At 72.7% G+C, this 15168-nt stretch carries 15 protein-coding genes; 8 read left to right on the plus strand and 7 right to left on the minus strand.

Annotation, left to right across the window (positions count from 1 at the left end):
- Positions 1–77: 77 nt before the first annotated feature.
- Positions 78–665 carry a pyridoxamine 5'-phosphate oxidase family protein gene (locus ABZ862_RS23200; protein ID WP_360960976.1) on the plus strand — a complete coding sequence of 196 codons (588 nt, stop codon included), beginning with the start codon at positions 78–80 and terminating at the stop codon, positions 663–665.
- A gap of 3 nt (positions 666–668) precedes the next feature.
- Positions 669–1382 carry a L,D-transpeptidase family protein gene (locus ABZ862_RS23205; protein ID WP_360960978.1) on the plus strand — a complete coding sequence of 238 codons (714 nt, stop codon included), beginning with the start codon at positions 669–671 and terminating at the stop codon, positions 1380–1382.
- Here the strand turns inward: ABZ862_RS23205 and ABZ862_RS23210 are convergent.
- Both ABZ862_RS23210 and ABZ862_RS23215 read right to left on the minus strand, forming a co-directional pair.
- Positions 1369–2865, minus strand: a complete 1497-nt coding sequence (locus ABZ862_RS23210) for a HAMP domain-containing sensor histidine kinase (RefSeq protein ID WP_360960979.1) — start codon at positions 2863–2865, stop codon at positions 1369–1371. The two genes, ABZ862_RS23205 and ABZ862_RS23210, sit on opposite strands and share 14 nt — an antisense overlap.
- A gap of 38 nt (positions 2866–2903) precedes the next feature.
- On the minus strand, positions 2904–3644 hold the full coding sequence (locus tag ABZ862_RS23215; RefSeq protein WP_360960981.1) for a response regulator transcription factor: 741 nt from the start codon (positions 3642–3644) through the stop codon (positions 2904–2906).
- A gap of 150 nt (positions 3645–3794) precedes the next feature.
- Between ABZ862_RS23215 and ABZ862_RS23220 the strand changes: the two genes are divergently transcribed.
- From ABZ862_RS23220 to ABZ862_RS23240, 5 genes are all read left to right on the plus strand, one after another.
- Positions 3795–5147: a ferredoxin reductase family protein gene (locus ABZ862_RS23220; protein WP_360960983.1), complete on the plus strand. Its 1353-nt coding sequence runs from the start codon at positions 3795–3797 to the stop codon at positions 5145–5147.
- A gap of 7 nt (positions 5148–5154) precedes the next feature.
- A complete protein-coding gene (locus ABZ862_RS23225; protein WP_360960985.1) occupies positions 5155–5655 on the plus strand; it encodes an FMN-binding protein in 501 nt (166 codons plus the stop codon).
- A 101-nt stretch (positions 5656–5756) separates the two neighbouring features.
- Entirely contained in the window at positions 5757–7139 is a 1383-nt protein-coding gene (locus ABZ862_RS23230) for a ferredoxin reductase family protein (RefSeq protein WP_360960987.1), read from the plus strand.
- Between the two features lie 25 nt (positions 7140–7164).
- Positions 7165–8298, plus strand: coding sequence for an FMN-binding protein (locus tag ABZ862_RS23235; RefSeq protein WP_360960989.1), 1134 nt, complete (start codon positions 7165–7167; stop codon positions 8296–8298).
- Positions 8291–9091, plus strand: coding sequence for an FAD:protein FMN transferase (locus ABZ862_RS23240; protein ID WP_360960991.1), 801 nt, complete (start codon positions 8291–8293; stop codon positions 9089–9091). Before ABZ862_RS23235 ends, ABZ862_RS23240 begins: the two co-directional genes overlap by 8 nt.
- Positions 9092–9506: 415 nt before the next feature.
- Here the strand turns inward: ABZ862_RS23240 and ABZ862_RS23245 are convergent, their stop codons facing one another.
- The 5 genes from ABZ862_RS23245 to argC form a co-directional block, all read right to left on the minus strand.
- Positions 9507–10052, minus strand: coding sequence for an arginine repressor (locus ABZ862_RS23245; RefSeq protein ID WP_360960993.1), 546 nt, complete (start codon positions 10050–10052; stop codon positions 9507–9509).
- 7 nt (positions 10053–10059) lie between these two features.
- Positions 10060–11274 (minus strand): acetylornithine transaminase, encoded by a 1215-nt coding sequence (locus tag ABZ862_RS23250; protein WP_360960995.1) that lies wholly within the window; start codon positions 11272–11274, stop codon positions 10060–10062.
- The gene (gene argB / locus ABZ862_RS23255) at positions 11271–12245 is read right to left on the minus strand and encodes an acetylglutamate kinase (protein ID WP_360960997.1); all 975 of its coding nucleotides are present in this window, start codon (positions 12243–12245) and stop codon (positions 11271–11273) included. Before argB ends, ABZ862_RS23250 begins: the two co-directional genes overlap by 4 nt.
- A complete protein-coding gene (gene argJ, locus ABZ862_RS23260; protein WP_360960998.1) occupies positions 12242–13393 on the minus strand; it encodes a bifunctional glutamate N-acetyltransferase/amino-acid acetyltransferase ArgJ in 1152 nt (383 codons plus the stop codon). Before argJ ends, argB begins: the two co-directional genes overlap by 4 nt.
- An 88-nt stretch (positions 13394–13481) precedes the next feature.
- Positions 13482–14510, minus strand: coding sequence for an N-acetyl-gamma-glutamyl-phosphate reductase (gene argC, locus ABZ862_RS23265; protein ID WP_360961000.1), 1029 nt, complete (start codon positions 14508–14510; stop codon positions 13482–13484).
- 221 nt (positions 14511–14731) lie between these two features.
- Here argC and ABZ862_RS23270 point away from each other — a divergent pair, with 221 nt between their 5' ends.
- Entirely contained in the window at positions 14732–15163 is a 432-nt protein-coding gene (locus tag ABZ862_RS23270) for a carboxymuconolactone decarboxylase family protein (protein ID WP_360961001.1), read from the plus strand.
- Positions 15164–15168: the final 5 nt, after the last annotated feature.

Raw genomic sequence — 15168 nt, forward strand, 5'->3', positions numbered from 1 at the left:
CGGCGCCGCCGGGAGCGCACCGCCGTACGCGGAAAATCCCCGGACGGCCGAACGGATCCCGTCGATAATCGGCGGACATGGGAAAGACCTACGAACGCATCGACGGCAGACTCCGTACGTTCATCGAGTCGCAGCCCCTCTTCTTCACGGCGACCGCCCCGCTGTCCGGGGACGGCACCGTCAACCTCTCCCCCAAGGGCCTGCGCGGCTCGTTCGCGGTGCTGGACGACCACACCGTGGCCTACCTCGACTTCGCCGGGTCGAACGCCGAGACGATCGCCCATCTGCGGGAGAACGGGCGGATCACCCTGATGTGGTGCGCCTTCCAGGGCCCGCCGAACATCGTGCGCGTCCACGGGCGCGGCGAGCCGGTCTTCCGCGACGACCCGCGCTTCCCCGGTCTCCTCACCCGCTTCCCCGGTATCGACCCCGCCGCGCACGGTCTGCGGGCCGTCATCGTCGTCACGGCCGAACTCGTCCGGGACACCTGCGGATACGCGGTGCCCTTCATGACGTACGACGAGGACCGCGACCTGCACGGCAAGCGGTTCGCGCGCGAGGACGACGCCTCGCTGAGCGCGTACTTCACCAAGAAGGACCACGTGGCGACCAGCCTGGACGGACTCCCCGGGCTGCCGCTGCCACTGCCTCCGGCTAGCTTCTGAGGCATGCGCCCAGGTGCCGTCGCCCTCCTCGCGTCCCTGTCCCTGCTCACGCCGGCCGCGGCGGCCGCCTCCGCACCGGCAAACCGGCCGCGGCCGCTGGCCGCCCGGCTCGCGGACACCGGCGGCGGCCGCCAGCTGATCACCGCCGAAGCCCCCGCGGCACGCGCCACGACCGGCACCGTCACCTGGTGGGACCGGCGCCACGGCCACTGGACGCGTGCCGGTTCGGCGGTGGCACGGTTCGGGGCGAACGGCCTCGCCGAGGGCGCCTCACGCGTCCAGGGCACGGACACCACCCCGACCGGGCTGTACGGCCTGCCGTTCGCCTTCGGCACCGAGGCGCCGCCGCCCGGCACCACCGAGCCCTACCGGCCGGTCCGCCGGGACTCCTGGTGGTGCCAGGACAACGGTTCCCGCTCCTACAACCGCTGGACGCAACCGCTCCCCGCTGACTGCGGCGCCCCTGACGCGGAACACCTGATCACCTACCCGGTGCAGTACGCGCACGCGCTGGTCATCGGCTTCAACTACGACCGTCCGGTACGCGGCCGCGGCGCCGGGATCTTCCTGCACGTCAACGGCAGCGGGGCGACGGCCGGCTGCGTCTCGGTGCCGAAGGAGGCGATGCGCCGCATCCTGGCGTGGGCCGACCCGGCACGCGCCCCGCACATCGCCATCGGCACGACCGACGGACCGACGGCGATCACCCGGTACTGACGGCCACCGGCAGGCGGACCGAGAACGTCGTCGAGCCCGGCTTGCTCTCCAGGCCCACCGTGCCGCCGTGCGCCTCCGTCACCGCCGCCACGATCGACAGGCCGAGGCCCGCGCCGCCACCGGTCGCCTCGGTGCGGCGGCGGTCGGCCCGGGTGAACCGCTCGAAGACGCCGGGCTGCACCTCGTCCGGCACGCCGGGCCCGTCGTCGTGCACGGTGACGACGGCCGTCCCGGCCTCGGTCTCCAGGGCCGCGGTCACCGTGGTCCCGGCGGGCGTGTGCAGCCGGGCGTTGGCCAGCAGATTGGCCAGCACCTGCTGGAGACGGTGCGCGTCACCGGTGACGGTCACGGGCTCCTCGGGCAGCTCCAGCGCCCACCGGTGCCCGGGGCCCGCGGCGCGCGCGTCGGTCACCGCGTCCAGGACGAGCCGGGTGAGGTCGACGGGGAGCCGTTCCAGGGGGCGGCCGGCGTCCAGGCGGGCCAGCAGCAGCATCTCGTCGACCATCTCGCCCATCCGCGCGGACTCGGCGGCGATGCGCTCCAGGGCCCGCGTCACCTGCGGCGGCACCGGGCCGGGGTGCAGCAGGGCCAGTTCGGCGTGGCCGCGCACCGAGGCGACGGGGGTGCGCAGCTCATGACTGGCGTCGGCGGCGAAGCGGCGCAGCCGCTCCTCGGAGGAGTGCCGTTTGGTGAGCGCGTCCTCCACATGGCCGAGCATCCGGTTGAAGGCGCCCGCCACCTGCCCCACCTCGGTGCGCGGGTCGGCCCCGGGGGCGCGGGAGGGCAGCGCGACCTCGCCGCTGGCCAGCGGGAGTTCGCTGACCCGGCGGGCGGTCGCGGCGACCCGTTGCAGCGGCCGCAGGGACAGCCGTACCCACAGGGCTCCGGCGACACCGGTGATGGCGAGGGCGGCGCCGAAGACGACCGCGGCGACCAGCAGCAGCCGGTGCACGGCCGCCTCGACCGGTTCCAGGGGCAGGCCGCTGATCAGCACGTCACCGTCCAGGCCGTGGGCCGCCATGACGCGATAGGAGCGCAGCGCGGACAGCTCCACGCTGTGGCCCCGCCCGTCGGCCGGGATCGCGGCGAGCTGCGCGCGGTCCCGCCCGGTGAGGGGCACATTGTGCAGATCCGTCGAGTCGTCGTTCCCGCTCGGCACGACGGCCGCCGTGGTGACGATGCCGTCCTTCACCCGGGCGCCGAAGGTGCCCGCTCCCTGCCTGCGGGTGTCGCCGTTCTCGTCGCCGTCACGGTCGTCGCGTGGCTGCTTCTTGTGTTCCAGGCTGGCCGGGAAGCGGGTGCCGACGTCTCTGAGCTGCTGGTCGAGCCGAGTGGTCAGGAAGCCGCCGAGCTGGAGCACCGCGGCGAGACCGACGGCGGCGCAGCTGATGGCGAGCAGCACGACGAGCCCGGCGGTCAGCCGGGCCCTTATGGTGCGCGGCCGGGGGATCCCGCGGACCAGGCGGCCCGCGCGACGCCCCACCGTGCGTGCCCACCGTGCGACGGCCCGCGCCGCCGCCCTCACCGGCCCACCGGCTTGAGGACGTACCCCGCGCCGCGCACCGTGTGGATCATGGGCTCGCGTCCCACGTCGACCTTCTTGCGCAGATAGGAGATGTACAGCTCCACGACATGGGCCTGGCCGCCGAAGTCGTAGGACCACACCCGGTCGAGGATCTGCGCCTTGCTGAGCACGCGCCGCGGGTTGCGCATCAGGAAGCGCAGCAGCTCGAACTCGGTGGGCGACAGCTCGATCAGCTCACCGCCGCGGGTGACCTCGCGGGCCTCCTCGTCCATGACGAGGTCGCCCACCGCCATCCGCGGCCCCTCCTCCTGCTGGCGGGCCATGCCGGCACGGCGCAGCAGTCCGCGCAGCCGGGCGACGACCTCCTCCAGGCTGAAGGGTTTGGTGACGTAGTCGTCGCCGCCCGCGGTGATACCGGCGATACGGTCCTCCACCGCGTCGCGGGCCGTGAGGAAGAGCACACAGACGTCGGGCTTCACCGAGTGCAGGGTGCGCAGCACGGCGAAGCCGTCGGTGTCGGGGAGCATCACGTCGAGGACGACGGCGTCGGGCATCAGCTCGCGGGCCTCGGCGAGGGCGGCGCCGCCGTCACCGGCCGTGCGGACCTCCCAGCCCTCGTAACGCAGGGCACCGGAGAGGACCTCGGCGAGGTCGGGGTCGTCGTCGACGACGAGGACGCGCAGGGGCGAGCCGTCGGGGCGGGTGAGGGCGGGTCTGCCCGAGCGGGTGGTGTTCATGGCCCTTCAAGGATGCGCCCTGCCTCACCCGCGGAGTGTCTCGGAACGCTCTGAGTTCCCTCTGAGTGTGCTGGGCCGGCCCCCGGTTCAGAGGTTCCTCAGAAGTAGCGGCGCGAGAGTTGCAGGCCTGACGGACGAAAGGACCCAGCCATGACCGCCGTGTACGAGCGGAGGACGGCACCACCCGTGACACCCGCTCCCCCTCGATCCCCCGCGGGCCCGTTGCTCGCCCTGCTGTGGGCCGGTGCGGCTGCCGTGGTGGGCCTGTGGTGGCTGGACACCGGCTCGGTGGTCGGCGCGGCCGGCTGGCTGACCGGCGCCGGGCGCATCGCCGGTCTGCTGACCGGGTACGCCTGTGCGGTGCTGGTGGGTCTGATGGCCCGGGTGCCGCTGCTGGAGCGCCGGATCGGCTCGGACCGGGTGGCGCGCTGGCACGCGATGGCGGGCCGCTACACGATCTGCCTGCTGGTCGCGCACGTCGTGCTGATCCTGCTCGGTTACGCCGCCCAGGACCACGCCACGCTGTGGCACGAGACGGTGACGGTGGTCACCGACTATCCCGAGATGCTGAAGACGACCATCGGCACGGTCATCCTGTTCGCGGTCGGCATCACGTCGATGCGCGCCGCGCGCCGCAAGGTCAGCTACGAGTTCTGGTACTACGTCCACCTCCTCACCTACGGCGCCGTCTTCCTGGCCTTCAGCCACCAGCTGGTCCTGGGCAACGACTTCAACGGCCACCCGGTCGCCACCGCCGCCTGGTACGCGCTGTACCTGGGCGTCGCCGCCCTGGTGCTGTGGTACCGGATCCTCGCCCCGGTGCGGCTGAACCTGCGCCACCGGCTGAGCGTGGAGTCCGTCCACAAGGAGTCGCCGGACGTGTACTCCATCGTCATCCGCGGCCGGCACCTGGACGAGATGGGCGCCGAGTCGGGGCAGTTCTTCCGCTGGCGGTTCCTCGGCCAGGGCCTGGGCTGGACGTCCACGCCGTACTCGCTGTCCGCGCCGCCCCGCAAGGACCTGCTGCGGGTCACCGTCAAGGCGCTCGGCGGGCACAGTGCCGCCGTGTCGATGCTGCGTCCCGGCACCCGGGTGTGGGCGGAGGGCCCGTACGGCGGGATGACCGCCGACCGGCAGACCTCGTACAAGTCGCTGCTGATAGCGGCCGGCGTGGGCATCACCCCGATGCGGGCGCTGTTCGAGACGCTGCCGGGCGAGGTCACCCTGCTCTACCGGGCCCGCACCGCCGAGGACCTGGCCCTGGGCGCGGAACTGGAGGCCGTCGCGCGCTGGCGCGGGGCGAAGATCCTCTACGCCCTCAACGGTGCCCGCGGCAAGCGGCCCGACCTGTCCGCCCGGGCGCTGCAGGCGAGCATCCCCGACCTGGCCGAGCACGACGTGTACATCTGCGGTCCGCACGCGTTCGCCCAGGACCTGTACCAGGCGCTGCACGCCGCGGGCGTGCCGGACCGCCGTATCCACCACGAGTCGTTCGAGCTGTGAGGCCGTCGTGCACGCGTTGAAGAAGAACCGTCCCCTGCGCCGTATCGTGCTGGCGAGTGCCGCCACCGTGTCCGGCATGGTGATGCTGCTGTCGCTGAAGCCGCACGCCGCCCAGGACCTGGCCGTCGGCTCCTCGTCGACCGCCCCGCAGGGCAGCTCGTCGGCGGCACCCGCGCCGTCCAGCAGTTCGGGAAGCTCGAGCAGCGGTTCCAGCGGCTCCTCGACCAGCGGCAGCAAGACCTACACCGGTGACACGGTGCAGACCCGCTGGGGCCCGGTCCAGGTGCGGATCACGGTGAAGAGCGGCAAGATCACCGACGTGACCGCGGTGTCGTACCCGTCGGACAACCCGCGCGACCAGGAGATCAACTCCTACGCCATCCCCCAGCTGCGCAGCGAGGCGCTCGCCGCGCAGAGCGCGAACATCGACAGCGTGTCGGGGGCGACGTACACCAGCGACGGCTACAAGCAGTCCCTGCAGTCGGCGCTGGACTCGGCCAAGCTGTGAGCGCCGGGGACCGATTACCCGGTGCCGGGCGGCGGACGGTGAACGCTGGGCGGGCACGGCACGTACCTCTGGGCCAAGGGCCGAGTCCCGACGGAGGAACCGTGACCACCACGCTCGCAGGCGGCCGTGCCGCCCGCCGCCAGACGATGCGCCGCATCCGCCCGCGCCGCTCCCCGGCCGTACCGCTGCTGCTCGCCGTATGGGCGGGCGCGGCGGCCGTGCTGTGGCTGTGGTGGCACAACACCCCGTCCATCGCGGACACCGACGGGAAGATCCTCAACGCGGGCCGGATCACCGGCCTGCTGGCCGGCTACCTGATGGCGCTGGTCGTGCTCCAGATGGCCCGGGTGCCCGCGCTGGAGCGGCGGGTCGGCTCCGACCGCGTGGCCCGCTGGCACGCGATGAGCGGCCGCTACACCCTCAGCCTGATCGTCGCGCACGTCTTCCTCACCATGTGGGGCTACGCGCTCCAGGCGGGCAAATCGCTCGGCGGCATCGCCCAGCAGACCTGGGACTCCGTCAACCAGCTGCCCGACATGGGCAAAGCCGCCGTCGGCACCGGCCTGTTCGTCCTCATCGGGCTGTCCTCGGTCGGCGCGGTGCGCCGCCGGATGCCGTACGACACCTGGTACCACGTGCATCTGACGACGTACGCGGCGGTGTTCCTGACCTTCTGGCACCAGATCACCACCGGCAACGACTTCGCCGTGGAGCCCATGGCGAAGACCTTCTGGTACGGCCTCTACGGCGCGGTCAGCGTGCTGGTGGTCTGGTACCGGATCATCGTCCCGATCCGCCTGAACCTGCGGCACCGCATGCATGTGGAGGCGGTCGTCGAGGAGGCGCCGGGCATCGTGTCGGTGCTCATCGGGGGGCGCAAGCTGCACCGGATGGGTGCCGAGGCGGGGCAGTTCTTCCGCTGGCGGTTCCTCGCCCCCGGGATGCGGTTCAGCTCCCACCCGTACTCGCTGTCGGCGGCGCCCCGCCCGGACATGCTGCGCATCACGGTCAAGGCGATCGGCGACCACAGTGCCCGGCTGCGCGAGCTGCGCCCCGGCACCCGGGTGTGGGCCGAGGGCCCCTACGGGGCGATGACCGCCTCCCGGCGCAGCCGCGGCAAGGTGCTGCTGGTCGCGGGAGGGGTCGGTATCACGCCGATGCGGGCGCTGTTCGAGACGCTGCCCGGTTCCGCCGGTGACCTCACGCTCCTGTACCGGGCCAACAGCACCCAGGACCTGGCCCTGTGGGACGAGCTGGCGGTCATCGCCAAGGAGCGCGGCGCGCGCCTGATGTACGCGGTCAACAGCCCGGACGGGGCACGTCCGGACATCTCCGCGGAGAACCTCCAGCGCAAGATCCCCGACATCGAGCGCCACGACGTGTTCATGTGCGGGCCGGCCGGCTTCGCGCAGTCGGTCTACGAAGCACTGCGCGGCGCGGGGGTTCCCGCCCGCCGCATCCATCACGAGTCGTTCGAGATGTGAGCGACGGGACAGGAGCCCAGGAACGATGAGGAAGAGCCATCCCGTCCGGCGCGTCGTGCTGGCCACCGCCGCGACCGTCTCCGGCGTCGTGCTGCTGCTGTCGCTCAAGCCGGCGACGGACCCGGCGTCCGCCTCCGCGGCGGGCGGCGCGGCCTCCGCCTCGGCGGCGGGCCAGGAGGCCCCGCAGGGCGGCACCTCGGCCGGTACGGGCACGTTCACCGGCGACGTCGTCACGACCGAGTACGGGCCGGTGCAGGTCCGCCTCACCGTGGCCGGCGGGAAGATCACCAAGGCCGAGGCGGTCCAGGCTCCCAAGGGCGGCACCAGCGACCAGAAGACCGCGCTGTCGGTGCCGAGGCTGAACCAGGAGACGGTGACGGCGCAGAGCGCGTCCATCGACTCCGTGTCGGGGGCGACGTACACCAGCACGGGGTACAAGAAGTCGCTGCAGTCGGCACTGGACCGGATGAAGAAGGCGAGCGCCTCGTCGGGGTCGTCCTCGGGGTCGTCGGGTTCCGCCCAGGCGAAGACGGTCACCGGGCAGGTCGCGCAGACGGAGTACGGGCCGGTGCAGGTCCGGATCACGGTCGCCAACGGCAAGATCACCAAGGCGGAGGCGGTGCAGGCGCCCAAGGGCGGGCTGAGCGACCAGAAGACGGCGCTGGCGGTACCGAAGCTCAACCAGGAGGCGGTGGCGGCGGGCAGCGCGTCCATCGACTCCGTGTCGGGCGCCACGTACACGAGCACCGGGTACAAGAAGTCGCTGCAGTCGGCACTGGACCAGGTGAAGACGGGCGGAGGGTCGGGCTCGTCGTCCGGCGCGTCCGCGAGCGCCTCGTCGGGGTCGTCCGCGGGCTCGGGGTCGGGGTCGTCGGGTGCCGCCCAGGCCAAGACGGTCACCGGGCAGGTCGCGCAGACGCAGTACGGGCCGGTGCAGGTCCGGATCACGGTCCTCAACGGGAAGATCACCAAGGCCGAGGCGCTCCAGACCCCGCAGGGCGGGCTCAGCAGCCAGAAGTCGGCGGCCGCGGTACCGAAGCTCAACCAGGAGGCGGTGGCGGCGGGCAGCGCTACCATCGACTCCGTGTCAGGAGCGACGTACACCAGCAGCGGTTACAAGAAATCCCTTCAGTCCGCCCTGGACCAGGCCGGTGGCTGACGCCGTGGCCGAGTCGCGGGACGCCCCCGCCGCCGTGCGGCACGCCGAGGAGGTCATGGGCACGGTCTTCTCCTTCGACGTGCGCGGCGGGGAGCCGGGGGCCGTGCGGGAGGCGCTGGCCGAGGCGGTGGCCGGACTGCACCGCGTCAACGAGGTGTTCAGCACCTACCGCGACGGCAGCCAGATCTCCCGCCTCGCCCGGGGCGAGCTGACGCTCGAGGAGTGCGATCCGGAGGTCGCCGAGGTGTTCGGGCTGGCGGCGGAGGCGGAGCGGACGAGCGACGGCTGGTTCAGCACGCGCTACCGCGGCACGCCGGACCCGACCGGCATCGTGAAGGGCTGGGCCGCGGAGCGCGCGGCGCGGCTGATCGCGGCGGCGGGCGTGGCCGGGGTGAGTGTGAACGGCGGCGGCGACGTGCAGATGATCGGGGCGCCGGAGCCTCAGCGGCCGTGGCGGGTGGGCATCGCCGACCCCTTGCGGCCGGGCGGCCTCGCGGCGGTGATCACTGCGGCGGGGGTGGCCGAGCTGGCGGTCGCCACGTCGGGCACGGCGGAGCGGGGCGCGCACATCGTGGACCCCCGGACGGGGAAGTCGGCGGTGACGGACCTGGTGGCGGTGACCGTGGTGGGGCCGCGCCTGACGTTCGTCGACTGCTGGGCGACGGCGGCGTTCGCGATGGGCTCACGGGAGGGACTGGCGTGGCTGGAGTCCCTCCCGGACGTGGAGGCGCTGCTGATCACCGCGGGCGACGAGGTCCGCTGCACGGGCGGCCTCGCGGCACGCCTGGGATGACCCCCGCACCGGTCCCGGCTGCCGGACGGGGCCCCAGCGGCACGATCGCCCACAGGCCGGGCCTGAGGCGGCTGCCCGCCCCTGCGACCGAGGCCGACGGCAACTCCCCAGGGGCGCGAGGAACTGCGCGACCAGCCACCACGCCCCCACGCCCGGCCGCAGGCTGAGGCAGCTGCCCGCACCTGCGACCAAGGCCGACGGCAACTCCCCAGGGGCGCGAGGAACTGCGCGACCAGCCACGACACCGCCGCACCCGGCCGCAGGCTGAGGCGGCTGCCCGCACCTGTGACCAAGGCCGACTGCAACTCCCCCAGGGGCGCGGGGAACTGCGCGACCAGCCACCACACCCCCGCACCCGGCACCCCACAGCAAGCCGCAGGCTGACGGCACCCGGCGTTCCAGGAGGCGCCGCAGGCTAGTGGTGGCCGTTCTGAGCCAGGCGGAGCAAATGGTCCGCCAGAGCCTGCCCGCCCTCGGGATCCCGCGAGATCAGCAGCAGCGTGTCGTCGCCGGCGATGGTCCCCAGGATGTCCTGCAGCTCCGCCTGGTCGATCGCCGAGGCGAGGAACTGCGCCGCGCCGGGCGGGGTCCGCAGGACGACGAGGTTGGCGGAGGCCTCGGCGGAGATCAGCAGCTCCTGGGAGAGACGCCGCATCCGTTCCTCCTTCGCCGACTCCCCGAGCGGGGCACGCGGCGTGCGGAACCCGCCCTCGCTCGGCACCGCGTAGATCAGGTCACCGTCGTTGTCCCGGATCTTCACGGCGTTCAGCTCGTCGAGGTCCCGGGACAGCGTCGCCTGCGTGACGTGCAGCCCGTCGTCGGCGAGCAGCTTCGCCAGCTGGCTCTGCGACCGCACCGGCTGCCGGTTGAGGATGTCCACGATCCGCCCGTGGCGGGCGGTGCGGGTCTGCGGCACCGGGCCGCCGACCGCGGCGTGCCCCTGGTCCTGCGCCTGACTCATCGTCGTCTCATCTCTCCGGATCATCCGTCCCGTCGGCCGCGTCGAGGATGCCGGGCAGCGCCGTGAGGAACGCGTCCACCTCCGCGTCCCCGATGTTCAGCGGCGGCATCAGCCGTACGACGTCGGGGGCGGGCGCGTTCACCAGGAACCCGGCCTCCTGGGCCGCCTGCTGCACGCTGGGTGCGTGGGGCCCGGTGAGCACGATACCCAGGAGCAGGCCCGCACCCCGGACATGCCCGATCATGGGGTGACCCGATGACTCGATGCCGTCGCGCAGTCTCGCGCTCTGCCGCTTGACGTTGTCGAGGAGTCCCTCCCCCTCGATGGTGTCCAGCACCGCGAGTCCGGCGGCGCAGGCGACGGGGTTGCCGCCGAAGGTCGTGCCGTGCTGTCCGGGCTTCAGCAGTTCGGCGGCCCGTCCGAAGGCGACGGTGGCGCCGAGCGGGAGGCCGCCGCCGAGCCCCTTGGCCAGGGTGACCACGTCGGGCAGCACACCGTCGTGGGCCTGGTACTCGAACCAGTGCCCGGTACGGCCGACGCCGGTCTGCACCTCGTCGAGGACGAGCAGCGCCCCGGTGGCGGCGGTGATGGCGCGGGCCGCCTTGAGGTAGCCGGGCGGCGGGACGACGACGCCGTTCTCGCCCTGGACCGGTTCGATGATCACGAGGGCGGTGTCCTCGGTCACCGCGGCGGCCAGCGCCTGCGCGTCGCCGTAGGGGACGTGGGTGACGTCACCCGGCAGCGGGTGGAAGCCGTCCTGCTTGCCGGGCTGCCCGGTGAGCGCGAGGGCGCCCATCGTGCGGCCGTGGAAGCCGCCCACCGTGGCGACCATGTGACGTCGGCCGGTCAGCCGGCCGATCTTGAAGGCGCCCTCGTTGGCCTCGGCACCGGAGTTGCAGAAGTAGACCTTGCCGTCGCGGCCGAAGAGCCGCAGGAGCCGTTCGGCGAGGGCGACGGGCGGCTCGGCGACGAACAGGTTGGAGACATGGCCGAGGGACGAGATCTGCCGGGTCACCGCCTCGACGACGGCCGGGTGGGCGTGGCCGAGGGCGTTGACGGCGATGCCGCCGACGAAGTCGGTGTACTCCTTGCCGTCGGCGTCCCACAGCCGGGCGCCCGCGCCGCGCACGAGCGGCAGCCGGGGGGTGCCGTAGTTGTTCATCAGCGCGCCCTGCCAGCGCTGGGTGAGCTCCGTGTTCGCGGACGTCGTCGTCCCGGTCATCGCGCATCCCCCGTCGCGTCGGTGCCGCCGGTGTGCCCGGCGTGCTCGGTGTGGTCGGTCCGGTCGGTGTCATCGGCGTCGTCGGGCACGACCATGGTGCCGATGCCTTCGTCGGTGAAGATCTCCAGCAGGATCGAGTGCTGGACCCGTCCGTCGATGACACGGGCGGTCTGCACCCCGCCCCGGACGGCGTGCAGGCAGCCCTCCATCTTCGGGACCATGCCGGCGGACAGGTCCGGCAGCAGCCGCTCCAGCTGGGAGGCGGTGAGGCGGCTGATCACCTCGTCGGAGTCCGGCCAGTCCTCGTAGAGGCCCTCCACGTCGGTGAGGACCATGAGGGTCTCGGCGCCCAGCGCCGCAGCCAGTGCCGCAGCAGCCGTATCAGCATTGACGTTGTAGACATGTCCGTCGTCCTCGCTGCGTGCGATCGACGAGACGACCGGGATGCGGCCGTCGGCGAGGAGTGCCTCGATCGCTCCGGTGTCGATGGCCGTGATCTCGCCCACCCGGCCGATGTCGATCAGTTCGCCGTCGATCTCGGGCTGGTGACGGACGGCGGAGATGGTGTGCGCGTCCTCGCCGGTGAGGCCGACGGCGAGCGGTCCGTGCCGGTTGAGCAGCCCGACCAGCTCGCGCTGCACCTGCCCGGCCAGCACCATCCGTACGACGTCCATGGCGTCCTCGGTGGTGACCCTGAGGCCCGCCTTGAACTCGCTGACGATGCCGTGCCGGTCGAGGGCCGCGCTGATCTGGGGGCCGCCGCCGTGCACGACGACGGGCCTGAGCCCGGCGTGGTGGAGGAACACCACGTCCTGCGCGAACGCGGCCTTCAGGTCCTCGTCGATCATGGCGTTGCCGCCGAACTTGATGACGACGGTCTTCCCGTTGTGCCGGACCAGCCAGGGCAGCGCCTCGATGAGGATCTGCGCCTTGGGCAGCGCGGTGTGCTTGCGTGCGGGGGCGTTGGTCATGACGAGTACGCGCTGTTCTCGTGGACGTAGTCGGCCGTGAGGTCGTTGGTCCAGATCGTCGCGGACTCAGCGCCTGCCGCGAGGTCCGCCACGATGTGGACCTCGCGGTAGCGCATGTCGACCTTGTCGCGGTCCTCGCCGACGCCGCCGTTCTTGCACACCCAGACGCCGTTGATGGCGACGCTCAGGCGGTCGGGCTCGAAGGCGGCCTTCGTGGTGCCGATGGCGGACAGGACGCGGCCCCAGTTGGGGTCCTCGCCGTGGACGGCGCACTTGAGGAGGTTGTTGCGGGCGATCGAGCGCCCCACCTCGACGGCGTCGTCCTCGGTCGCGGCGTTGACCACCTCGACCCTGATGTCCTTGCTGGCGCCCTCGGCGTCCCGGATGAGCTGCTGCCCGAGGTCGTCGCAGACGGCGCGCACGGCCTCGGCGAACTCGGCGGGAGCGGGGGTGATCCCGGAGGCGCCGGAGGCGAGCAGCAGCACGGTGTCGTTGGTGGACATGCAGCCGTCGGAGTCGACGCGGTCGAAGGTGGTGCGGGTGGCGGCGCGCAGCGCGCGGTCCAGTGCGGCGCTGTCGGCGTCGGCGTCGGTGGTGAGGACGACGAGCATGGTGGCGAGGCCGGGGGCGAGCATGCCGGCGCCCTTGGCCATGCCGCCGACGGTCCAGCCGTCCCGGGTGACGACGCTCGTCTTGTGGACGGAGTCGGTGGTCTTGATGGCGATGGCGGCCTTCTCGCCGCCGTGCTCGGACAGCTGGGCCGCGGCGGTCTCGACGCCCGGCAGGAGCTTGTCCATCGGGAGCAGGACGCCGATGAGCCCGGTGGAGCAGACGGCGATCTCCCCGGCACCCACCCCGAGGACATCGGCGGCCTTCTCGGCGGTGGCGTGGGTGTCCTGGAAGCCCTTCGGTCCGGTGCAGGCGTTGGCGCCGCCGGAGTTGAGGACGACGGCGGACAGCTCTCCGCTCCGGAGGACCTGCTCGGACCACAGGACGGGGGCGGCCTTGACGCGGTTGGAGGTGAAGACGCCCGCGGCGGCGCGGCGCGGCCCGGTGTTGACCACGAGGGCCAGATCGGGGTTGCCGTTCTCCTTGATCCCGGCGGCGATGCCCGCCGCCGTGAATCCCCTGGCTGCCGTGACGCTCACTGTTTCCCCTTGTCCGTCCGTGTCCCGGTGTTCATGCGTGTCCCGGTGTTCATGCGTGTCCCGCAGGCCGTCCGCCGTGCCGTACCGCTCACGGTGCGACTCCGACGGCGGACAGGCCGGTCGTCTCGTCGAGGCCCAGGGCGATGTTCATGCTCTGGACGGCACCGCCCGCGGTGCCCTTGGTCAGGTTGTCGATGGCGCTGATCGCGATGATCCGGTGCGTCGCGGCGTCGAGCGCGACCTGCATCTGAACGGCGTTGGAACCCTGGACGGACGCCGTGGCGGGCCACTGTCCCTCGGGGAGCAGCCGCACGAACGGCTCGTCGGCGTACGCCTTCTCGTACCCGGCGCGGACGGCCTCGGCACTGACGCCGGGCTTCGCCTTGGCGCTGCAGGTGGCGAGGATGCCGCGGGGCATGGGCGCGAGGGTCGGGGTGAAGGACACGGCGACCGGCTCGCCGGCGGCGGCGCTGAGGTTCTGGATCATCTCGGGGGTGTGCCGGTGGCCGCCGCCGACGCCGTACGGCGACATCGACCCCATGACCTCGCTGCCCAGCAGATGCGGCTTGGGCGCCTTGCCCGCGCCGGAGGTGCCGGAGGCGGCGACGATCACCGCCTCGGGCTCGGCGAGGCCCGCCGCGTACGCCGGGAAGAGGGCGAGGGAGACGGCGGTCGGATAGCAACCGGGCACCGCGATGCGCTTGGACCCCTCCAGCGCGGCGCGGCCACCCGGAAGTTCGGGAAGGCCGTAGGGCCAGGTGCCGGCGTGCGGGGAGCCGTAGAAGCGCTCCCAGTCGGCCGGGTCCTTCAGCCGGAAGTCGGCGCCCATGTCGACGACGAGGACGTCGGGGCCGAGCTGTTCGGCGACGGCGGCGGACTGCCCGTGGGGCAGGGCGAGGAACACCACGTCGTGCCCGGCGAGCACCTCGGGGGTGGTCTGCCGCAGCACCCGTCCGGCCAGCGGGAGCAGATGCGGCTGGAGCGCGCCGAGCCGCTGTCCGGCGTTGGAGTTCGCAGTGAGGGCGCCGATCTCGACGCCGGGATGGGCCAGCAGGAGGCGCAGCAGTTCACCGCCCGCGTACCCGCTCGCCCCGGCCACCGCCGCACGTACCGCCATGGATCTCCTCCTCCTAGACGGCATGACTATACGTTTCGCTGCACGTTTATGCAATCTTTCGGGGTCGCCGGAGGTGGCGGAGGGCCGGTACGAGGAGGGGCGAGGGCGGCGTGATGTGATCGCTCCGCTTGCCCTGGAGTGTGCTCCAGCACCTAGCGTCGCCCCTGATCCACCCTACGGACGTCCGCCGTGAGGACGGCGGGCGGGAACGGACGGTCGCGATGAGTGAGAGCACCACCCGTGAGGAGCGGTATGCCCGGGGCATGGAGGTGCTGCGGAGTGTCAGCGGCGAGGCGGGGCAGCGGGCCGTCGAGTCGCTGGCGGACATCAGCCCCGAGCTGGGTCACCAGGTCGTGGCCTACGGCTTCGCGGAGATCTACGCGCGGCCCGGTCTCGCGCCGCGCGACCGCCAGCTGGTGACGCTGGGCATGCTGACCGCGCTGGGCGGCTGCGAGGCGCAGCTGGAGGTGCATGTGGGCGCGGGGCTGAACGTCGGGCTCACGCCCGGGGAGATCGTGGAGGCGCTGCTCCAGTCGGCCGCGTACTGCGGTTTCCCCCGGGCGCTGAACGCGACCGCGGTGGCCCGGAAGGTGTTCGCCGAGCGCGGGCTGCTGCCGGTGGAGCAGCCCGCGCCGTCGGGGGACGGGGCCTGAGGCAC

This window comes from Streptomyces sp. NPDC047000 (assembly GCF_040644295.1).
In the GTDB taxonomy this organism is placed as follows: domain Bacteria; phylum Actinomycetota; class Actinomycetes; order Streptomycetales; family Streptomycetaceae; genus Streptomyces.